Raw genomic sequence first — 20,128 nt, forward strand, 5'->3', positions numbered from 1 at the left:
CCCTCCGGGGTGTGCGGGTGGGGGGGGGGGGGGGGGGCCCCAGCCGCCCCCGCCCCCCCGCCGTTCGCACCCCACCGTTCGCACCCGGCCGGCTCGCACCCCGGTTTATTGAGGTCACATCACATGCGACCCTCCGTTACAGTCCGACCCACGGCACGACCACAAGGGGGCGGACATGACGGTCCGGACGATTCGAACGGAAGACCACCAGCACGACCGGGCCACCGGCCGCGGCGCCGCGGGCGCCGGTGCCGGCAGCGCCGCGGAGACCGTCACCGCCGAGGAACTCGCCGCCCTCGGCCGCACCCTGCGCCGCCTGCGCGACCTGCCGCCCCACGACCGCACCCGCCTGCACGCCGAGCGACAGCTCAGCTCCTTCGTGATGGAGAGCCGCAAGCGCCGCCGCCAGGAGGCCAAGCAGGCCGTCCGGGACGCCGACGCCGCGCTGCTCGCCACCACCGCGACCGGCGCCCTCGACCGGCGCGAGGACGCCCCGCTCGCCCCGGCCTGCGGGGAGCCGACCGGCCGACCCGTCGGGGAGCTGCGCACACCGCGCCGGTGCTACGTCTGCAAACAGCAGTACCGCGAGGTCGACGGCTTCTACCACATGCTCTGCCCGGACTGCGCCGCCGACAACACCGCCCGGCGCGGCCTCCGCACCGACCTGCGCGGGCGCCGCGCGCTGCTCACCGGTGGCCGGGTCAAGATCGGCTTCCAGCTCGCGCTCATGCTGCTGCGCGACGGCGCCGAGCTGACGGTCACCACCCGCTTCCCGCACGACACCGTCCGCCGCTTCCGCGCCGCCGAGGGCAGCGCGCAGTGGTGGGAGCGGCTCACCGTCGTCGGGATAGACCTGCGCGACCCGCGCCAGGTCCTCGGGCTCACCGAGCAACTGCGCTCCGACGGACGGCCGTTGGACATCCTGATCAACAACGCCGCGCAGACCCTGCGCCGCCCGCCCGAGTCGTACGCGCTGCTCGCCGCCGGGGAGCGCGACGCCCTGCCCGCCGCCGACCGCCGCGCCGTCGCGCACGCCCCGGGCTTCCGGCCGATGCCCGCGCTCACCGCCGCCTGGCCCGCCGCGGAGCTCGACCCCGCCCCGGCCGCGGCGCACGGGCTGCTCGCCCTGCCCGACGAGGCCGGCCTGCTGCCCGACCTCGCCCCCGGCAACTCGTGGTCCGCCCGGCTCGGCGAGCTCGACCCGGCGGAGGTGCTGGAGACGCAGCTGGTCAACGCGCTGGCCCCGGCCCTGCTCTGCGACCGCCTGCTCCCCCTCCTGCTCGCCTCCCCGCACCCGCGCCGCTACGTCGTCAACGTGACCGCCGTCGAGGGCCGCTTCGCCGTCGCCAACAAGACCGGCGGCCACCCGCACACCAACATGGCCAAGGCCGCCCTCAACATGCTCACCCGCACGAGCGCCGCCGAACTCGCCCGCCAGGGCGTGCACATGTGCGCCGTCGACACCGGCTGGATCACCGACGAGAACCCGGCCCCGAAGAAGGCCCGGATCGCCGGCCGGGGCTTCCGCACACCCCTCGACATCGTCGACGGCGCCGCCCGCGTCTACGACCCGATCGTCCGGGGCGAGTCCGGCTCCCCGGTGTCGGGGGTGTTCCTCAAGGACTACCGGGAGGCCGCGTGGTGACCCCGGGATAGGCTGCGGCGATCAGGATCGCCGCATCGGGGGGAACGCATGGCGCCGGACAACGAACTGACGCACGCCTGGGTGCACGGGCTGGCCGCGGCCCGCCGCTGCCCGACGCCGGTCGAGGTGCCGTGGGGGCTGCGGGTCGACGTCGGACGCGGCAGGGAGTCCGTGCGGCACGTCCTGCTGCGGACCGACGAGCGGAGCGTCCGGGCCGCCGCGGCCGCCGCCGACCGGCCGTACGCGCGGATCAAGGGGTTCGTCGAGCCGGAGGCGGCCCTCGGCCTGCTCGGCCCGGCCTGGGAGCGCAACGCCGACGAGCTGATGATGACGACCGTGCTGCGCCGGGAGGAGGTCCGCCTGCCCGCCGGCTACACGGCGGAGGTCGAGCGCGGCAACGGCGTGGCGTACGCCCGACTCCTCACCCCGGACGGCGAGTTCGCGGCCGGCGGCCACACCGGGGTGCACGGCGCGCTCGCGGTGTTCGACCGCATCGAGACCGACGGGGCCCACCGGCGCCGCGGGCTCGGCAGCGCGGTGATGCGGCTGCTGACCGACGCCGCCCTCGACGCGGGCGCGGAGACGGCCGCCCTCGGCGCGACGGAGGAGGGGCGGGCGCTGTACGCCTCGCTCGGCTGGGAACTGCGGGGCCTCATGGCCGGGTTCGTCCGCCGCACCTGACCGGCGCACCCGGCCTCCGCACCCGACCGGCACACCCGGCCTCCGCACCCGGCCTCCGCACCCGACCGGCACACTCGACGAACACCCCCACGAGCCACACCTGAGCGACGCACCCGCGCGCCACACCCGAGCCGCCGTCTCAGCGGCCGGTGGCCAGGTTGGCGCCGCCGGTGCAGTCGAGGACCACGCCCGTCACGAAGGTGTTGGCCGCGAGCATGTGGATCGCGCGGGCCACGTCCTCCGGACGGCCGACCCGCCCGACCGGCGTGGTGGCGGCGAGGCCGTCGAACAGCGCCTTGCGCTGCTCCTCGGGCACGCGCTCCCACCACGGGGTGTCGACCACGCCGGGCGACACCGCGTTGACCCGCAGCGGCGCGAGCTCGACCGCCAGCGGCGGCACCATCGCCTCCAGCGCGCCGTTGATGGCGGCCAGTCCGGCGGTGCCCGGGATCGCGGCGCGCGCCGAGGCGGCGGTGATCAGCGTGACGGAGCCGTCCGCCCGCAGGTGCGGCAGGGCCGCCTGGAGGACCCGGACCTGCGGCCAGAACTTGGCGTCGAACCCGTGCGCGAGGTCGGCCAGGTCGAGCCGGGCGAACGATCCGGAGCCGGCCGCGCCGCTGACGGCGAGGACCAGGTGGTCGACGGTGCCGCCCCCGGCGAAGAAGGCCGCGACGGCGGCGGTGTCCGTCGCGTCGACCGACGCGCCGGTGGCCTTGCCGCCGATCCGCGCGACGGCGGCGTCGAGGCGCCCGCGGTCCCGTCCGGTGATCACGACCTCAGCGCCGTCGGCGGCGAACGCGGTGGCCGCGGCCTCGCCGATGCCCGAGCTGCCGCCCATCACGACGACGCGCTGTCCGGCGAAGAGGTCCGACGTGGTGTTCATGGTGGTGCTTCCTTCCGGCTTGTCGAGACTATCCGTTCCGGTAATGATGATTGTCGAGACTGTTAGTCTTGTCAATGGAGAACCCAGACAGCTGGAGCCGGGGCGACCGCAGGACGAGAGGACGACCGATGAACGCGACGGACCCCCAGCCGGGCGCCGCCCGCCCGCACACCGGACGCCGCCGCAACGAGGCCGCCCACCGGGCCATCCTCGACGCGGCCCTGCGCCTCCTCGCCGAGTCCGACGGCACGCCCGTGACCATCGACGCCATCGCCCGCAGCGCCGGCGTCGGCAAGCAGACCGTCTACCGCTGGTGGCCCTCCAAGGGCGCCGTCCTCCTCGACGCCCTCTCCGACCGCGCCGACCAGGACGTCGCGGGCCCCGACACCGGGGACCTCCGCGCCGACCTGCGCGCCTTCGTCGCCACCACCTTCGACGCCGCCCAGCAGGACACCACCGCCTCCGCCCTGCGCACCCTCGTCCGCGAGGCCGCCCGCGACCCCCACCTGGCCGACCTGATGCAGTCCTTCACCGCGACCCGCCGGACGGCCCTGCGCGAGCTCCTCGCCCGCGGGCGCGAGCGCGGCCAGCTCCGCGGGGACGCCGACCTCGACCTGATCGTCGACCAGGTCTACGGCGTCTTCTGGTACCGGTTCCTGCTCGGCCACGCCCCCCTGGACGCCGACGCCGCCGACCGGCTCGCCGCATCGCTGGTCGCCGGGGCGGCGCAGTAGCGACCCCGGCGAACGACGCGTGCGCAGGAAGTCGGCCGATCCGACGTCCTGCGCACAGCACCCCGGCGGCCAGTACTCCGGCGGCCGGTACCCCGGTGGCCGGCGCCCCGGCGGTTACCGGACGCCCACGGGCCGGCGGCGGTGGTAGTACGCGAAGGCCAGGGCCAGCACGATCGGGCCCCACAGCATCGCCGGGCCGACGCACACCCGGGCCAGCGCCAGCCACCAGCCGTTCCGGTAGCCGACCTCGTCGACCACACCGGTCCACGCGAGCGGCTGGAGGTCGAACAGCCCCACCAGGACCAGCCCGCCCACCACCGCGGGCCCGGCGGCCGCGAGCGGCGGCACCCGGCGGCCCGCGAGGAACGGCACCCAGCGCGGGAAGACCTCGCCCCACCCCGCGACCAGACCGAGGGTCAGCAGGCAGAGCGCCTCGGTGAGCACGCTCAGCCCGACCACGTAGCCCGGCGCCCACCAGGGCATCGGCGGCCGTCTCGGGTCGATCGTTCCCATCTCGAAGCCGGCCGCGAAGGGGAGCCGCCACAGACAGTGCGGCAGCACGACGAACGGGAGGGCCTTCGCCAGCCACAAGGCCCAACGCTGCACGGGTCGTTCGGTGTCGCCCAGGGGAATCGTGATCGCCATGGCTCCACTCTCGCGGCGCCCCCGGGCCCGGACGTCGTCCACCCGGCCGAACCCGGCCGGACCCCCTCCCCCACGAGAGCTATCCGGCATCCGCCAGGAGGCAGACGTACGAACGATCCGCGCGCGACGGATGCGGCTGCTCCACGCGCGTGGTGACGGTGAATCCGGCGAGCGTGAGCAGCTCGACGAGCCGCGGGACGGGCACCAGATGGGACTCGTACGACACCGGGTGCCCGTACCCCTCGGCCGGCCGCAGATGGACGTCCCCCACGTGGCCGCCGAGCAGCAGCCGACCCCCGGGGCGGAGCACGCGCCGGAACTCGCGGAACAGCGCCGGCAGTTGTGCGGGCGGCGTGTGGTGGACGGAGTACCAGGCCAGGATGCCGCCGAGACCGCCGTCCGCGGCCTCCAGCGCTCCCATCGAGCCCCGCACGAACCGGAGTCCGGGGTGCGCGAGCCGGGCGAGCCGGACCATCTCGTCCGACACGTCCACCCCGAACACGTCGAGCCCGAGCCCGGCCAGGTACGCTGCCACCCGCCCGGGCCCGCACCCCAGATCCGCCACCGGCCCACCGCCCGAGGACCGGACGAGCTCGGCGAAGGCGGCCAGCATCGCGCGCGAGACCGGGTCCAACTCCTCGGGCGGGATGACGAGTCGGACGTAATCGGTGGCGACGGCGTTGTAGGACGCGCGGACGGCGGCGAGGTGGGCGGGTTCGGTCATGCGCCCGATCCTGCCGCGCGACAGCGACAGGAGGAAGCACAAGTCCCGGCCGGACCGTTTCGGTTCGAGCGTGCCGAGGCCGGACGGCCGGCTGACGGGCGCTCACTGCACGGTCAGGTACCGCTGCTCGCTCGATCCGCTGATGCACACCAACGCGCCGCAGTTGGATCCGTTCGAGGTGAAGACGCTCCACAGGTACGTGCCCGGGCTCGTCGGGACCCAGGTGTACGACGTCGCGGCCTGCCACGGGAGGTTCTGCCACGTGCCGTTCGGGAGGAGCAGGTCCACCTGGGAGCTGGTGCCGGACGCCGCCCAGGACAGCTGGACGGGCTGTCCGGCACGGACCACCGCCCGGGAGGCGGGGAACACCAGGATCGGCGCGGAGGGGACGTGCGCCAGCTGGTTCACCGAGCTGCCGCCCGGGGGCTTGACGTACAGGTAGCGGACGCCGCTCATGCCGCTGGCGGCCTTCTGGGACGCGCTGGTCGCGCTGTCCACGGCCCACTGGTAGAGGCCCGGAGTGGTCGGCGTGAAGGTGCAGTCGGCGGAGGTCAACGAGCCGGAGACGCGCCACTGGCCGTCGCCGGCCTTGGTGAGGACCCTGGTCACCGCGCCGGTCTTGGTCCAGCTGAGGGTGACCGGGGCGCCTTGTTCGACGGTGGCGTTGTCGGCCGGGGCGGCGAGGGCCGGGATGCCCGGCAGGTCGGCCGGCGGGCTCGGGGGGCCCGTCGTCTCGGCCGGGCCCGGGCCTCCCGCGTTGCCGTTGACTCCGCCGTTGACGCAGTCGGGCGGCCTGCCGTCGTCGGTCGCGACGACGAAGCCGTTGCCGAGGTCGTGCGTGTCGCGCGTGTCGGGGGTGTCGCGCTGGAGGTACAGCGGCACGGCGACGGCCGCGGCGACGAGCGCGAGGACCGCGGGGAGCAGCAGCCACGGCCTGGCCCGGCGCCGACCCCCGCCGGGCGGTGGCACGTTGGAGAACACGGTCGGCGTCCGGCCGACCGCGGGCGGCGGCACGGGCGGGGCGGTGACGGGCGGTGCGGCGAGCGGCGGAGCCGCGGGCGGCGGCGGGGCGGCCGCCGGCTCCACCCACGGCGTGTCCGGGACGGCGGGCCGCGCCCGCAGCGGTTCCGGCAGCCACGAACCGCTCGCCCCGCCGTACTCGGGCGGCCCGAGTACGGCGACGAGCTGGGCGGGGGCCGGCCGACCGACCGGGTGGCGGGCCAGGCAGGAGGCGACGACGGGCCGCAGCTGCTCGGGCACGCCGGACAGGTCGGGCTCGCTGTGCATGATCCGGTAGAGCAGGACCTGCGGGTCCCCGGTGCCCCAGGGCGAGCAGCCGGCCGCGTGGCAGAGCACCCGGCCGAGCGCGAACACGTCGGCGGCGGGGCCGACCACGCCGCCCGCGATCTGCTCGGGGGCCATGTAGCCGGGCGTGCCGAGCACGACCTGGGTGCGGGTGATGGAGGCGCCGTCCAGGGCCCGGGCGATGCCGAAGTCGATGACCCGCGGGCCGTCCTCGCTCAGCAGGACGTTGGAGGGCTTGAGGTCCCGGTGCACCAGGCCGGCCCGGTGGATCGCCTCCAGCGCCTCGGCCAGGCCGGCGCCGAGCACCCGCAGGGCCGGTTCGGGCAGTGGTCCGTGCGCGGCGACGGCCGCCTCCAGGGAGGGCCCGGCGATGTGCGCGGTGACCAGCCACGGCGGGTCGCCGTCCGGGTCGGCGTCGACGACCTGCGCGGTGTGGAAGCCGCCGACCCGCCGGACGGCTTCCAGTTCGCGGGTGAAGCGGCGGCGGAACTCCGGATCCGTCGCCAGGTCCCAGTGGACGCACTTCACCGCGACCAGCCGCCCGCCCGGGGACCGCCCCAGGTAGACGACCCCCATCCCGCCACTGCCGAGCCGGGCCAGCAGCCGGTACCGGCCGCCGACCGTCGTCGGATCGGTGGGTCTCAAGGCCTCCACGTCCACCCCCGGCGTGTCCGCACGTTCGTCCGATTGATCGTCAACTCCCCTACGGTGCACCCGCATCATGGCAGGTGTCACTCGTATGGAAAAGCTGTCACCGTTCCGTGAAGAAGATCGGCCGGGCGGCGCGGGGGCCTCAGTGCGGGATCGCCGCGATCAGCTCGTGGGCGCCCTGCCGCTTGAGGGCCAGGGCCGTCGAGGTGCCGAGGTCCTCGGGGGTGAGCGCACCGGCCCACTCGTGGGCGTCCAGCACCTGCTTGCCGTCCGGACTGAAGACCCGTCCGCGCATCGACAGGCGGCCGTCCGGCTCGGCGTGCGCGTAGCCGGCGATCGGGCTGTTGCAGTGGCCCTGGAGGACGTGCAGGAACATCCGCTCGGCGGTGGCCTCGCGCCAGGTGTCGTGATGGCCGAGCGCGGCAACCGCGGCGATCGTGGCCTCGTCGTCCTCTCGGCACTGCAGGACGAGGATGCCCGCGCCGATCGGCGGGCACATCGCGTCGACGCCGAGGACCTCGGTGACGCGCGCCGACTCGCCGATCCGCTCCAGCCCGGAGACGGCCAGCAGCAGCGCGTCCGCCTCGCCCGCGGCGAGCTTGGCGAGCCGGCTGTTGGCGTTGCCGCGGATCGGCACGCACACCAGGTGCGGGTGGGAGGCGGCGAGCTGGGCGACCCGGCGGACGGAGGAGGTGCCGATCCGGGTGCCGGGCGGCAGCTCGTCGAGGGTCAGGCCGCCGGGGTGGACGAGGGCGTCGCGGATGTCGTCGCGGCGAAGGTAGGCGGCGAAGACGGTGCCGGCGGGCAGCGGGCGGTCGGCGGGCACGTCCTTGAGGCAGTGCACGGCGACGTCGGCCTCCCCGGCGAGCAGCGCGGCGTCCACCTCCTTGGTGAACGCGCCCTTGCCGCCGAGCCGGGCGAGGTCGCCCGTCCACCGGTCGCCGGAGGTGGTCACCGGCACCACCTCGGTGCGCAACCCCGGGTGCGCGACGGCGAGTTCGGCGCGGACGCGCTCGACCTGGGCGAGTGCCATGGGCGAGGAGCGGGAGACGATGCGGATCAGCTCAGTGGTGGCCATGGCGCGATGATAGGCGCCCGCGCGCGACCTCGGTGACGGCGTCTCAAGTGCCGCAATCCGGAGGAAGCCCGCGGGCGCCCGGTCCCCGCCCCTACTCGTTGTGGAGCACCTCGGCGATGTCCCTACTCGTTGTGGAGCACCTCGGCGATCGGCAGCCGGGCCGCCGCACGGGCCGGGACGAGCGCGCCGAGGACGGCGATCGCGACGCCCGCCACGGCGAGGCCGGCCAGCAGCGGGGCGCCCCAGACGTCGATCGTCCGCTCGGGGAAGTCGATGAGCCGGACGTTCTCCACGATCAGCCGGTGCACCAGGATCCCGACCGGGATGCCGATGATTCCGCTGGCCACGCCCTGCCAGGCCACCGAGGTGACCGTCATGGCGACGACCTGCCGGGGCGTCATGCCGATCGACTTCAGCATGCCGAGGTCGCGGCGGCGTTCGCGGATGGTGAGCAGCAGGGTGTTGAAGACGCCGAGCGCGGCGACGACGGACAGCAGAACAGTGAACGTCGTGCTGAAGGTCCGGATCGCGACGATGCCCCCGTCCGATCCCGCCGCGTAGACCGAGGGCGAGAGGCTCGGGTCGGCGGCCGCGACCGCCTTCAGGTACGCCTCGGCGTCGGTGCCGTCGGCGAGCCTCACGTCGTACTCGACCACGTGCGGGTCGTCCGTGAGCGCGGCCCTGGTGGCGTCGTTGGAGGAGAACACCCGGGGGTTGCCCTCGGACTCCTCCCCGACGAGGGTGACGACCAGCTGCCGGCCGTCCAGGTCGAGGGTGAGCCGGTCGCCGATCCTGAGCCCGTGCTGCCTGAGGAAGCCCGGCCTCGATCTCGTTCGGCCCGGTCGCCGGGCGGCCCTTCACCACGGCCAGGCGCTTGGAGTTCGCGATGTCGTCGCCGCCGTAGAAGTTGGCGAAGGACTGCTGGGCGTGACCGACCAGCCCGACCTGGACCAGTCCGCGGACGGAGACCCGCTCGGCGCCGGGCGTGGCGCGCAGCATCGCCTCGGTCTGGGCGGGGGTGAGCCTGGGCGCGGTCGTGTTGCCGGCGAAGTGGGCGGTCTGCACGGCGATGTGGGTCTGGCCGTCGCTGTGGTCCATCGACCTGCCGAGTGAGCTGCTCAGACCGGCCGTCACCGTCACGGTGAGCACGCCGAGCGCGATCGCCGACATGGTCAGCGCCGTGCGGGCGGGGCGGGCGAAGGGCTGGCCGAGGCCGAGGCTGACGGCGCGCGGCAGCCGGGTGCCGCTCAGCCACCGCTGGATCCCGAGCCCGCGGCCGTTGCGCGGCGCGCTGCCGGCCGAGATGGCCTGGGCGGCGGAGAGCCGGCGGGCGCGCGAGGCCGGGACCAGCGCGGCGAGGACGACCAGCAGCGGAACGCCGGCCAGCGAGGCGGCGGGCAGCCACCCGGCCGGCTCGATCACTGCGGTGCCGGTCGAGATCCCGCTGAAGGCGGCCCGGAGGATCGGGTACGACGCCGCCCAGCCCGCCGCCGTGCCGAGGACCGTGCCGGCGACGGCGGGCACCGAGACCATCGTCAGGTAGACGGTGACCACCTGGCGCGGGGTGAAGCCGATCGACTTCAGCACGCCGATGTGCCGGTAGCCGGAGACGACGGCACCGCTCACCACGTTCCCGACGATCAGCGCCGAGACGACCAGGCCGAGCACGCCGAAGACCGTCATCAGCGGCAGGTGGGCGTCGGCGCCCGCCGAGAAGGCCCGCTTGAGCGTCAGGTACGACTGCGCGCTGACGAGCGCGTCCTTGGGCAGGCCCCCGGTGGCGGTGTCCAGCGCGGAGGTGAGCGCGTCCGGGTCGGAGGCGTCGGTGAAGCGGTAGAGCATCTGCCGCCCGGTGGGGTGCAGGGCGGCCGCCTGCTCGGGGGTGACCCAGCCGCCGGCGGACTGGCTCATGCTGGTGGCGAATCCGACGATGGTGAAGGTCCCGCCGCTGGTGGCGAGCGGGGTGTTCAGGAACCTGGTCCCCGCGGCCCCGAACTCCTCGTTGACGACCACCTCGCCGGGCCTGGCGGCCCACCGGCCCGACAGCAGCTTCACCTGGTCCACCGGCCCGGCCGGGTCGGCCCGGCCCACCAGGGTCAGCGGCCCGGGCGGGCGGCCGAGCCAGTCGGCGGGGATCTCCACCACGGCCTGGTCGAAGGGCCCGGCGGCCGCCTCGACGCCCGGCCGGTGGGCGGTGGCGGCCAGTTGCTCGGCCGAGGCCCCGGCCGGGTCGAACGCGGCGACCACGTGCGCCCCGCGCTGGCCGTCGAAGGCCGTGTCGAACGGTGCCCGGGCGGCGCTGATCACCGCGAGGGCGAGCAGCACGGTCGCCGTGGAGCAGAAGACGACCAGGCCGATCACGACGGTCTGCACCCGCCGGCGCTTCACCGCCGCGCGCGAGGCGCGCCACACCGCGCCGGTCATGACGTCGGCTCCACGGGCTCCAGCGCGCGCTCCCGCGCCACCCGGCCGTCCGCCACCTCGACCAGCCGGCCGGCGCAGCGGGCGGCCGGGTTGGGGTCGTGGATGACGATCAGCAGGGTCTGCCCGATCTGGTTGAGGTCGATCAGCAGGTCCATCACCTGCTCGCCGGAGCGGCTGTCCAGGGCGCCGGTCGGCTCGTCCGCGAGCAGGAGTGCCGGGCGGTTCATCAGGGCCCGGGCGACGGCGACCCGCTGGCGCTCGCCGCCGCCGCTCAGGGTGGCGGGGTAGGCAACCGTTGGTTCGGTTGTTGGCCAGGGCAGGCCATCGTGTCCCCCGTTTTGGTGATGAGGCGGGCGATCGGACCTGGCAGACGGCTTGCCGTGTGAGGGTCGGTGGTTGACGGGCTGTTGAGGGGAGGGCTGCAACGGTGGGTGGGCGCCGTGCGAAGAGGGGTGAGTTGCGGACGATCGCTGCGCCTTTCACCGTCGCGGCGCCTGCGGGTGCGCGGATCCGGGATCGGCTGCGGGTGACGGCCGGGGACGCCGAGGTGCTGTGGCTTGTCGGCCGCCATCTGAGCCGCTACCAGCGGGTGGATCTGGCGGAGCGGGTCCGTATCGGGCAGGTCGCCGGGAAGGACGCCCGGCGGGCGGGCCGGAAGAAGCGGCTCACAGCCGTCTCCTCCTCGCGGTGGGCCGGTGCGATGACCCGTGTGAGCGAGGACCAGTATCAGCTCGGGCTGCGCTGCCTGTACGACGAGCGCGCGGGCCTGCGCAGGGCGATCCGCGCGATCGAGAGCCGCCTGGCCGTGCCGTGCGGGAAGCGTGAGGGCAAGATCCGCGGCTACGCCGACCAGGACGAGCGGTTCCAGAAACAACGCCGACTGCACCACCTCGCCGCCCGCCTCGCGGCCGTCCAGGAGCGTATCGACGCCGGACGGCCCGCGATCACGGTCGGTGGCCGTCGGCTGCTCAAGGCCCGGCACAGCCTGGAGGCGGCCCGACGTACACCCGAGCAGTGGCGCACCCGGTGGGAGGCGGCCCGGCTGTTCCTGACCGCCGACGGCGAGTCCGGTGCCCCGCACGGGAACTACACCATCACCGTCGACCCCGCGACCGGCGAGGTCACTCTCGTGCTGCCCGAGCCGCTGCGCCACCTCGCCAACGCGCCCCGGGGACGGTACCGGCTCTCCTGCTCCGTCGCGTTCTCGCACCGCCGGGGAGAGTGGCTGGACCGCGTGAGCGAGAACCGGGCCGTGCGCTACGACATCGTCCACGACCCCGACCGCAACAGGTGGTACCTGGACGCCTCCTGGTCCACCCAGAAGGCCGCTCTCCCGACTCCGAACGACATCCGGGCGTCCGGGCAACGCCTCCTGGGAGTCGACCTGAACGCCGACCACCTGGCCGCCTGCGCCCTCGACCCGCACGGCAACCCGACCGGCGAGCCGGTCACCGTGCGACTCGACCTCACCGGACCGGCAAGCCTGCGCGACGGCCGGCTGCGCGCCGCGATCACCGAGCTGATCCGGATCGCCCGCGAACACCACTGCGCCGGGATCGCGATCGAGAACCTGGGCTTCGACGACGCCCGCGCCACCGGCCGCGAGACGATGGGCCGAGGACTGCACGGCCGGAAGTTCCGTAGGACGGTCGCGGGCATCCCCACCGCCCGCTTCCGCGAGCGCCTGCGCGGCATGGCCTTCCACGCCGGTCTCGTCGTGATCGCCGTGGACCCCGCCTACACCTCCCGCTGGGGCGAGAAGTACTGGAGGGCCCCGCTCCAGCACCAGACCGCCCCCCGCACCGTCACCCGGCACCACGGTGCCGCGGTGGCCATCGCACGACGCGCCCTCGGACACCGGATCCGGCGTCGGCCAGGTGTGCCCCGCACACGACCGGAGGATCGTGTCGGGAGAGCTACCGGCCAGGCCGCATCCGCCCCGAGAGCGCGCGGGACCGCGAGCCCACCCAGGACAGCGAGCACACCCCACCGGGGCGACAAGACTCGACCGCGCCACGGTGACCAACTCGCGCTGTTCCCCGACCTCGAAGACCGTTCGCGAGGTCACCGGGCAATCACCGGCCCGGCACGCGGCAGTTCGGCCAACACCGGCCGACAACGCTAAGAACGGTAGGTGTCCTTGCGGTGGGTGGCGCCGAGTTCGTCGAGCAGTTCCCGGACGCGACTGCGCGCCTGTTTGGCCGTGGTCCGCTCGCAAATCGACGGTGAAGACGCACGTGGCCCGGATCTTCGCCAAACTCGACCTGCGCGACCGGGCCCAGGCCGTGGTCCTCGCGTACGAGACCGGCCTGGTCACCCCAAGGGGGCGGTGAGCGGGCCGGGTTGCGAACCGTCGCGCTCAACTCCCGTGATTCGCACGAAAATCATCTATCTAACTCGTTCGAGGTAACTGGCCTCCTCCACCACATTTTTGCCAGCCCATGGGGGAACATCTGCATGTCCGCGCCCGGACGGGTCATCCCCCTCCGGGCGGCATCACCCTCAGCCTTTGGATCGGCCCGTGACTACCTCCGCCCCCGTGTGGGACTGCCCCTTCAACCACACCGAAGGCCTGGAGTTCGACCCCCTCCTCAAGCGGCTGCTCACCGAGGCCCCGGTCGCCCGGATCCGGCTGCCGCACGGCGAGGGCGAGGCCTGGCTGGCCACCCGCTACGAGGACGTCCGGACCGTCACCACCGACCGCCGCTTCAGCCGCGCCGCCGGCATCGGGCGGGACCTCCCCCGCATGACGCCCGCCCCGATCGCCCAGGCCGAGGCGATCAACCTGATGGACCCGCCCGCCCACAACCGGCTGCGCCGCCTCGTCGCCCAGGGCTTCACCAACCGCCAGGTCGAGCGGATGCGGGCGCACACCCAGCGGATCGTCGACGGGTACCTCGACGAGATGGCCGAACACGGCGCCCCCGCCGACCTCGTGCACTTCCTCTCCTCCCGGCTCCCGCTCACCACCATCTGCGAGATGCTCGACATCCCCGAGCAGGACCGCGCCGAACTGCGCGGCCACGCCGTCGCGATGATGGCCATGAGCCCGGACGGCCGCGAGGGCCAGGAGCGCGCCAAGGCCGCGCTGCGCGCCTACTTCACCGAGCTGACCGGCGCCCGCCGCCGCGCCCCCGGCGAGGACCTGATCAGTGCCCTCGCCACCGCCCGCGACGGCGACGAACTGCTGGACGACGACGAGCTCGCCGTCATGGCGATGGTGCTCCTGGTCACCGGCCACGACACCAGCACCTACCAGCTCAGCAACATCACCTACACCCTGCTCACCCACCCCGAGCAGCTCGCCAAGCTCCGCGCCCAGCCCGACCTCCTGCCCCGCGCCCTGGAGGAGCTGCTGCGCTTCATCCCGTTCCGCCAGGGCGTCGGCATCGCCCGGGTCGCCACCGAGGACGTCGAACTGGGCGGGGTGCTCGTCCGGGCCGGCGAGCCGGTGCACGTCTCCTACCTGGCCGCCAACCGCGACCCGGCGTTCTACGAGCGGCCCGACGAGCTCGACCTCGACCGCGGCGCGCCCACCCACATGACCTTCGGGTACGGCCAGCACCACTGCCTCGGCGCCCACCTGGCCCGGATGGAGCTCCAGGTCGCCATCGGCACGCTGCTGCGGCGGTTCCCCGGGCTGCGCCTGGCCGTGCCGCCGGCCGAGCTCGACTGGCGGACGGGCTCCATCTGGCGCTACCCGCGGGTCCTGCCGCTCGCCTGGTGACCCGCCGCGCCACCGCGCGCGCCCGTCCGTCCACCGCCACCACCACCGGGCACCGGCCGCCCCGCGCGCCGGGCCCGGCCGCCCGTCGGCCCACCCACGGGCCACCCAGGGGAGACCGCGTACCCATGGCAACACTCTGCCGCCCCGCCATCGCCGTGCCCGAGCACGTCATCACCCTCGACGAGACCCTCGACCTGGCCCGCGCGATGCACGCCGGCCACCCCCAACTCGGCCTCGCGCTACGGCTGATCGAGAACACCGGCGTGCGGACCCGGCACCTGGTCCAGCCCATCGAGCAGACCCTGCGCCACCCCGGCTTCACCGCCCGCAACGCCGTCTACGAGCGGGAGGCCAAGCGCCGCGTCCCCGAGGTGGTCGAAGCGGCCCTGCGCAACGCCCAGTTGGGCGCCCAGGACATCGACCTCCTGATCTACGTGTCGTGCACCGGCTTCATGATGCCGTCGATGACCGCCTGGCTCATCAACACGATGGGCCTGCGCCCGGACACCCGCCAGATGCCGATCGCCCAGCTCGGCTGCGCGGCCGGCGGCGCCGCCGTCAACCGCGCGCACGACTTCTGCCGCGCCTACCCGGGCGCCAACGTGCTCATCGTCGCCTGCGAGTTCTGCTCGCTGTGCTACCAGCCGACCGACCTCGGCGTCGGCTCGCTTCTCTCCAACGGCCTCTTCGGGGACGCCGTCGCCGCCGTGGTGATGCGCGGGCACGGCGGCACCGGGGTGTCGGTCGAGCGCAACGGCTCGCACCTCGTCCCGGACACCGAGAACTGGATCTCCTACGGGGTCAGGGACACCGGCTTCCACTTCCAGCTCGACCGGCGCGTGCCCGGCACGATGGAGATGCTCGCACCCGCCCTGCGCGGCCTGGCCGGCGAGCACGGCTGGGACGTGTCGGGGCTCGGCTTCTACATCGTCCACGCCGGGGGCCCGCGCATCCTCGACGACCTGTGCCACTTCCTCAACCTCGAACCGGCGATGTTCCGTTACAGCCGGGCCACGCTGACCGAGCGCGGCAACATCGCGAGCGCCGTCGTCTTCGACGCCCTCGCCCGGCTGTTCGCCGACGGCGGCGCGGCCGACGGCACCCACGGGCTGATCGCCGGCTTCGGGCCCGGCATCACCGCCGAGATCTCGCTGGGGAGTTGGGTGTCCGCGCCGCGCGGCGTCGCGCAGCCCCGGCGGCCGCGCGCCATCGCCACCGCCGACCTCTCTCGCGTCCACCCCGGTGTCCCCCGCCGTTTCCCGGCCGGCACTACGATCACCGAATGACCGATACCACGGACCGCACCGACACCGCCCCCTCCGCCAGAGCCGCCGAACTCGCCGCGCTCTTCCCCGCGTTGCACGCGCCGCAGTACTGGGCCTGGGGGAGGTACGACGCGCAGTTCTCGACCGAGCTGCCGCCGGACGGCCTGGTGACCAACATCCACCTGGTGGGCTTCGCGGACGGCGGCGTGGTGCTCTGCCGGGACGACCGGGACCACTGGTTCCTGCCCGGCGGCACGCGCGAACAGGACGAGACCGTCGCCGACTGCCTGCGGCGCGAGCTCAGGGAGGAGGCGGGCGCCCGGCTGCTCGGCGAGCCCGCCTGGCTCGGCGCGCACCGCTGCCGCACGGACGACCCGACGCCCTACCGGCCCTGGCAGCCGCACCCGGAGAAGGCGTGGCTGTGGGGCTGGGCGGAGGTCGCGCTGGACTCCGCGCCGACCAACCCCTCGGACGGCGAGCAGGTCGTCGAGGTCCGCGCACTGCCGGCGGCCGAGGCGCAGCGGCTCCTGGTGGACTCGCACGAGGCCTGGTGGGGCGAGCTGATCGGGCTCGCGGTGGAGCTGCGGCGGCGGGCGGGGCTCGGCTGAGACCGCGTCCCGCAGCGGTATTCCCACCCCGGGCGAAGATCACCGGAACGGCCCAGCAGCAGTGCGCACCGTCCGTTTTGCGATGATATGACTCGGCCATGGACACCTCTTCGTTGGCCGCCTCGCTGGCCGTGGACTACCCGGTGCTCAACATCTTCTGGACGATGCTGGAGCTGTTCCTCTGGGTGCTCTGGTTCTTCCTGCTGTTCAAGATCATCACGGACATCTTCCGCAGCCACGACCTGAGCGGCTGGGGCAAGGCCGGCTGGCTGGTCCTGGTGATCATCCTGCCGCTGATCGGCGTGCTCGCCTACCTGATCGCGCGCGGCGAGGGCATGGGGAAACGGGACGTCGCCCAGGCACAGCAGGCCGAGGCAGCCGTCCAGGCGTACATCCGGGACGCGGCCGGGACCTCCGGGGCCACGGGGGACGGCGCCGGGCGCAGCCACGTCGACGACCTGGCGACGCTGGCGGACCTGAAGGACAAGGGCCTCATCTCCGCCGAGGAGTACCAGCGGGCCAAGGACAAGCTCCTGGTGTGAGCGTGTGACCGGCGTGAGCGGAAACGGCGGAACGGCCGGGGCCGGCGGGCGATGTGCCCGCCGACCCCGGCCGTTCCGTGTTCTGCGTACTGCGTGCTGCGTTCCGGGCCCTGGGTGCCGGGTACCGCTCAGCGCCGCCCGGAGCGACGGTCGTCGCGCCCGCCCTGACCGCCCGAGCCGCCGGTCAGGCCCGCCCGGCGCAGCGCGTCCGCCATGGCGCTGTTCGCCGGCGGGGTGCTGCCGCCGGAGCCGCCCTGGCCGCCCTGGCCGCGCCGGTCCTGACCGCGGCGGTCGTCGCGGCGCTCGTCCCCGCGACGGTCCTGGCGCGGCGGGCGGGCCTGCCGGTCGCCGCCGCCTCGGCCGCGCTCGCCACCCCGATCCCCACCCCGATCCCCGCCGCGGCCGGGCTCGTCGTCCAGCCGCAGCGTCAGTCCGATCCGCTTGCGCGGGACGTCCACCGAAGTGACCCGGACCTTCACGATGTCGCCCGGCTTGACCACCTCGCGCGGGTCCTTCACGAAGTTCCTCGACAGCGCGGAGACGTGCACCAGGCCGTCCTGGTGGACGCCCACGTCCACGAAGGCGCCGAACGCGGCGACGTTGGTGACCACGCCCTCCAGCACCATGCCGACCTCCAGGTCGCCGATCTTGTCGACGCCCTCCTTGAATACGGCGGTGCGGAACGCCGGGCGCGGGTCGCGGCCCGGCTTGTCCAGCTCGCCGAGGATGTCGGTGACGGTCGGGATGCCGAAGGTGTCGTCGGCGAAGTCCGCCGGGCGCAGCGCGCGCAGCCGCTCGCCGTTGCCGATCAGCTCGCGCAGCTCGCCGCCGGTCGCGGCGAGGATGCGGCGCACCACCGGGTAGGCCTCGGGGTGCACGCTGGAGGCGTCCAGCGGGTCGTCGCCGCCGGGGATGCGCAGGAAGCCCGCGCACTGCTCGAACGCCTTCGGGCCGAGCCGGGCGACGTCCTTGAGCTGCCTGCGGGTGCGGAACGGCCCGTTGGCGTCGCGGTGGGCCACGATGTTGTCGGCGAGCGTGCCGGTGATGCCGGAGACGCGGGTCAGCAGCGGCGCGGAGGCGGTGTTGACGTCCACGCCGACGGCGTTCACGCAGTCCTCGACGACGGCGTCCAGCGAGCGCGAGAGCTTCACTTCGCTCAGGTCGTGCTGGTACTGGCCGACGCCGATCGACTTGGGGTCGATCTTCACGAGTTCGGCGAGCGGGTCCTGGAGGCGGCGGGCGATGGAGACCGCGCCGCGGATGGACACGTCCAGCTCGGGCAGCTCCTGCGAGGCGAACGCGGAGGCCGAGTACACCGAGGCGCCGGCCTCGCTCACCATCGCCTTGGTGAGCCCCAGTTCGGGGTGGCGCCCCAGCAGGTCCTCGGCGAGCTTGTCGGTCTCGCGGGAGGCGGTGCCGTTGCCGATCGCGATCAGGTCCACGCCGTGCTTCTTCGCCAGCGCCGCCAGGGTGGCCAGCGAGGCGTCCCACTTGTTGGCGGGCTGGTGCGGGTAGATCGTGTCGTGCGCCACGACCTTGCCGGTGGCGTCCACGACGGCGACCTTCACGCCGGTGCGGAAGCCCGGGTCCAGGCCCATGGTGGCGCGGGTGCCGGCCGGGGCGGCGAGCAGGAGGTCGCGGAGGTTCGCCGCGAACACCCGCACCGCCTCCTCCTCGGCCTCGGCGCGCAGCCGGGACCGCAGGTCGATGCCGAGCCGCACCAGGACGCGGGTGCGCCAGGCCCAGCGGACGGTGTCGCCGAGCCACTTGTCGGCCGGGCGGCCGTGGTCGGCGATGCCGAAGCGGGCGGCGATGCGCTGCTCGTAGTCGGCCGCGCCGGGCAGGTCGCCCCTGGTGTCGCCGGTCTCGTCGCCGTCCAGCGGGGACAGTTCGAGGTCGAGCACCTCCTCCTTCTCGCCGCGCAGCATCGCGAGGATGCGGTGCGAGGGGAGCCTGGTGTAGGGCTCGGCGAAGTCGAAGTAGTCGGCGAACTTGGCGCCGTCCTGCTCCTTGCCGTCCCGCACCCGGGCGACCAGCCGGCCGCGGGTCCACATCCGCTCGCGCAGCGAGCCGACCAGGTCGGCGTCCTCGCCGAAGCGCTCGACCAGGATCGCGCGGGCGCCCTCCAGGGCCGCGCTCCCGTCCGCCACGGCCTCGTTGAGGTAGCCGGCGGCCAGCGCGGCCGGGTCCTGGGAGGGGTCGGCGAGCAGGGTGTCGGCGAGCGGCTCCAGGCCGGCCTCGCGGGCGATCTGCGCCTTGGTGCGCCGCTTCGGCTTGAACGGCAGGTAGATGTCCTCCAGGCGGGCCTTGGAGTCGGCCGCGAGGACCTGCGCGCGCAGCGCGTCGTCCAGCTTGCCCTGGGCCTCGATCGACTCCAGGACGGCGGTGCGGCGCTCCTCCAGTTCGCGCAGGTAGCGCAGCCGCTCCTCCAGCGTGCGCAGCTGCGCGTCGTCGAGGGAGCCGGTGGCCTCCTTGCGGTATCGGGCGACGAACGGGACGGTCGCGCCGCCGTCGAGCAGGTCGACGGCGGCCGTCACCTGCCCGTCGCGCACGCCCAGTTCCTCGGCGATCTTCCGCTCGATCGCCCGCTGGGCCCGCCGGGACTGCTCATCGACTGGCGTGGTCACGAAGCCGGTCACCTTCTCCTTCAGTGCGTTCGCCGTACGCCCTGCATTCTGGCAGGTGCCGCGGACGGCTCCCGGCCGCACCCGGGGCGGCCGGGCGTGGCGGGTGCGCCGCCCGGCCCCAACCGGGCTTGAGCGGTGCTCCGTTGCGCGCCCCTACGGTGGCGGGCATGGACACCTCCCCTTCGCTGGAGGCGGGGCGTGCCGCGCGGCTCGACCGGCTCGCCTCCGCCAAGTACCTGCTGTTCACGACCTTCCGGCGGGACGGCACCGGCGTGCCGACGCCGGTGTGGGTCGCCCGGGACGGCGACGCGCTCGTCTTCACCACCGTCACCCGCACCGGCAAGGTCAAGCGGCTGCGCCGGCGCACCGACGTCCTGGTCGGGCCGTGCGACATCCGCGGCACCCTGCTCGGCGAGCAGGTCCCGGCCACCGCCGTGCTCGACGCCGCCCGGGCGCCCGCGTACCGGAAGCTGCTGCGCCGCAAGTACGGCCCGCTGTGCGCGGTCGCGCTGGCGGCCAACGTGGTCCGGTTCGGCCGGGGCGGCACGGTCGGGGTGCGGGTGACGCTCGGCTGAGGCCGGCCGGCGGC

General features: G+C 74.4%; 15 protein-coding genes and 4 pseudogenes. 10 read left to right on the plus strand and 9 right to left on the minus strand.

Annotated features, from left to right (window positions below; all coding sequences use genetic code 11):
* The first annotated feature begins 175 nt into the window (after positions 1-175).
* Positions 176-1,645 (plus strand): SDR family oxidoreductase, encoded by a 1,470-nt coding sequence (locus ACFXDE_RS33350; protein WP_380498265.1) that lies wholly within the window; start codon positions 176-178, stop codon positions 1,643-1,645.
* A gap of 48 nt (positions 1,646-1,693) precedes the next feature.
* On the plus strand, positions 1,694-2,326 hold the full coding sequence (locus ACFXDE_RS33355; protein ID WP_380498266.1) for a GNAT family N-acetyltransferase: 633 nt from the start codon (positions 1,694-1,696) through the stop codon (positions 2,324-2,326).
* 139 nt (positions 2,327-2,465) lie between these two features.
* Here the strand turns inward: ACFXDE_RS33355 and ACFXDE_RS33360 are convergent, their stop codons facing one another.
* Entirely contained in the window at positions 2,466-3,209 is a 744-nt protein-coding gene (locus ACFXDE_RS33360) for an SDR family oxidoreductase (RefSeq protein ID WP_380498267.1), read from the minus strand.
* 128 nt (positions 3,210-3,337) lie between these two features.
* On the opposite strand from ACFXDE_RS33360, the gene ACFXDE_RS33365 reads away from it, so the two are divergent.
* Positions 3,338-3,943, plus strand: a complete 606-nt coding sequence (locus ACFXDE_RS33365) for a TetR/AcrR family transcriptional regulator (RefSeq protein WP_380498268.1) — start codon at positions 3,338-3,340, stop codon at positions 3,941-3,943.
* Between the two features lie 114 nt (positions 3,944-4,057).
* Here the strand turns inward: ACFXDE_RS33365 and ACFXDE_RS33370 are convergent, their stop codons facing one another.
* From ACFXDE_RS33370 to ACFXDE_RS33400, 7 genes and pseudogenes are all read right to left on the minus strand, one after another.
* The gene (locus tag ACFXDE_RS33370) at positions 4,058-4,588 is read right to left on the minus strand and encodes a hypothetical protein (RefSeq protein ID WP_380498269.1); all 531 of its coding nucleotides are present in this window, start codon (positions 4,586-4,588) and stop codon (positions 4,058-4,060) included.
* A gap of 79 nt (positions 4,589-4,667) precedes the next feature.
* The gene (locus ACFXDE_RS33375) at positions 4,668-5,312 is read right to left on the minus strand and encodes a methyltransferase domain-containing protein (protein WP_380498270.1); all 645 of its coding nucleotides are present in this window, start codon (positions 5,310-5,312) and stop codon (positions 4,668-4,670) included.
* Positions 5,313-5,414: 102 nt separating this feature from the next.
* Positions 5,415-7,262, minus strand: coding sequence for a protein kinase (locus ACFXDE_RS33380; RefSeq protein WP_380437527.1), 1,848 nt, complete (start codon positions 7,260-7,262; stop codon positions 5,415-5,417).
* 148 nt (positions 7,263-7,410) lie between these two features.
* Positions 7,411-8,346: a hydroxymethylbilane synthase gene (gene hemC / locus ACFXDE_RS33385; protein ID WP_380498300.1), complete on the minus strand. Its 936-nt coding sequence runs from the start codon at positions 8,344-8,346 to the stop codon at positions 7,411-7,413.
* A 122-nt stretch (positions 8,347-8,468) separates the two neighbouring features.
* Positions 8,469-9,053 carry an ABC transporter permease gene (locus ACFXDE_RS33390; protein ID WP_380498301.1) on the minus strand — a complete coding sequence of 195 codons (585 nt, stop codon included), beginning with the start codon at positions 9,051-9,053 and terminating at the stop codon, positions 8,469-8,471.
* Between the two features lie 670 nt (positions 9,054-9,723).
* Positions 9,724-10,770, minus strand: a pseudogene (locus ACFXDE_RS33395) (ABC transporter permease); the annotation flags it as partial.
* A pseudogene (locus ACFXDE_RS33400) lies at positions 10,767-11,060 on the minus strand (ATP-binding cassette domain-containing protein); the annotation flags it as partial. The pseudogenes ACFXDE_RS33400 and ACFXDE_RS33395, both read right to left, overlap by 4 nt.
* A gap of 719 nt (positions 11,061-11,779) precedes the next feature.
* Here ACFXDE_RS33400 and ACFXDE_RS33405 point away from each other — a divergent pair.
* The 6 genes and pseudogenes from ACFXDE_RS33405 to ACFXDE_RS33430 form a co-directional block, all read left to right on the plus strand.
* Positions 11,780-11,908: pseudogene (locus ACFXDE_RS33405) on the plus strand (transposase); the annotation flags it as partial.
* A 1,078-nt stretch (positions 11,909-12,986) separates the two neighbouring features.
* Positions 12,987-13,103: pseudogene (locus ACFXDE_RS33410) on the plus strand (LuxR C-terminal-related transcriptional regulator); the annotation flags it as partial.
* A 188-nt stretch (positions 13,104-13,291) separates the two neighbouring features.
* Positions 13,292-14,497 carry a cytochrome P450 gene (locus ACFXDE_RS33415; RefSeq protein ID WP_380498271.1) on the plus strand — a complete coding sequence of 402 codons (1,206 nt, stop codon included), beginning with the start codon at positions 13,292-13,294 and terminating at the stop codon, positions 14,495-14,497.
* Positions 14,498-14,622: 125 nt separating this feature from the next.
* Entirely contained in the window at positions 14,623-15,783 is a 1,161-nt protein-coding gene (locus tag ACFXDE_RS33420) for a type III polyketide synthase (RefSeq protein ID WP_380437538.1), read from the plus strand.
* Entirely contained in the window at positions 15,780-16,370 is a 591-nt protein-coding gene (locus tag ACFXDE_RS33425; protein ID WP_380498272.1) for an NUDIX domain-containing protein, read from the plus strand. Before ACFXDE_RS33420 ends, ACFXDE_RS33425 begins: the two co-directional genes overlap by 4 nt.
* A gap of 98 nt (positions 16,371-16,468) precedes the next feature.
* Positions 16,469-16,912, plus strand: coding sequence for an SHOCT domain-containing protein (locus tag ACFXDE_RS33430; RefSeq protein ID WP_380498273.1), 444 nt, complete (start codon positions 16,469-16,471; stop codon positions 16,910-16,912).
* A 128-nt stretch (positions 16,913-17,040) separates the two neighbouring features.
* Here ACFXDE_RS33430 and ACFXDE_RS33435 read toward each other — a convergent pair whose 3' ends face one another.
* On the minus strand, positions 17,041-19,539 hold the full coding sequence (locus tag ACFXDE_RS33435; RefSeq protein WP_380443467.1) for a Tex family protein: 2,499 nt from the start codon (positions 19,537-19,539) through the stop codon (positions 17,041-17,043).
* 167 nt (positions 19,540-19,706) lie between these two features.
* Here ACFXDE_RS33435 and ACFXDE_RS33440 point away from each other — a divergent pair, with 167 nt between their 5' ends.
* Positions 19,707-20,114, plus strand: coding sequence for a PPOX class F420-dependent oxidoreductase (locus ACFXDE_RS33440; RefSeq protein WP_380443469.1), 408 nt, complete (start codon positions 19,707-19,709; stop codon positions 20,112-20,114).
* The last annotated feature ends 14 nt before the right edge of the window (positions 20,115-20,128 follow it).

The sequence above is a fragment of the Kitasatospora sp. NPDC059408 genome (assembly GCF_042751525.1).
Taxonomy (GTDB): Bacteria; Actinomycetota; Actinomycetes; order Streptomycetales; family Streptomycetaceae; genus Kitasatospora.

Coding starts and splice junctions, on each gene's coding strand:
- ACFXDE_RS33440 (WP_380443469.1), top strand. CDS start 19,707: ATGGACACCTCCCCTTCGCTGGAGGCGGGGCGTGCCGCGCGGCTCGAC.
- ACFXDE_RS33375 (WP_380498270.1), bottom strand. CDS start 5,312: ATGACCGAACCCGCCCACCTCGCCGCCGTCCGCGCGTCCTACAACGCC.
- ACFXDE_RS33420 (WP_380437538.1), top strand. CDS start 14,623: ATGGCAACACTCTGCCGCCCCGCCATCGCCGTGCCCGAGCACGTCATC.
- ACFXDE_RS33365 (WP_380498268.1), top strand. CDS start 3,338: ATGAACGCGACGGACCCCCAGCCGGGCGCCGCCCGCCCGCACACCGGA.
- ACFXDE_RS33355 (WP_380498266.1), top strand. CDS start 1,694: ATGGCGCCGGACAACGAACTGACGCACGCCTGGGTGCACGGGCTGGCC.
- ACFXDE_RS33350 (WP_380498265.1), top strand. CDS start 176: ATGACGGTCCGGACGATTCGAACGGAAGACCACCAGCACGACCGGGCC.
- ACFXDE_RS33425 (WP_380498272.1), top strand. CDS start 15,780: ATGACCGATACCACGGACCGCACCGACACCGCCCCCTCCGCCAGAGCC.
- ACFXDE_RS33370 (WP_380498269.1), bottom strand. CDS start 4,588: ATGGCGATCACGATTCCCCTGGGCGACACCGAACGACCCGTGCAGCGT.
- hemC (WP_380498300.1), bottom strand. CDS start 8,346: ATGGCCACCACTGAGCTGATCCGCATCGTCTCCCGCTCCTCGCCCATG.
- ACFXDE_RS33360 (WP_380498267.1), bottom strand. CDS start 3,209: ATGAACACCACGTCGGACCTCTTCGCCGGACAGCGCGTCGTCGTGATG.
- ACFXDE_RS33430 (WP_380498273.1), top strand. CDS start 16,469: ATGGACACCTCTTCGTTGGCCGCCTCGCTGGCCGTGGACTACCCGGTG.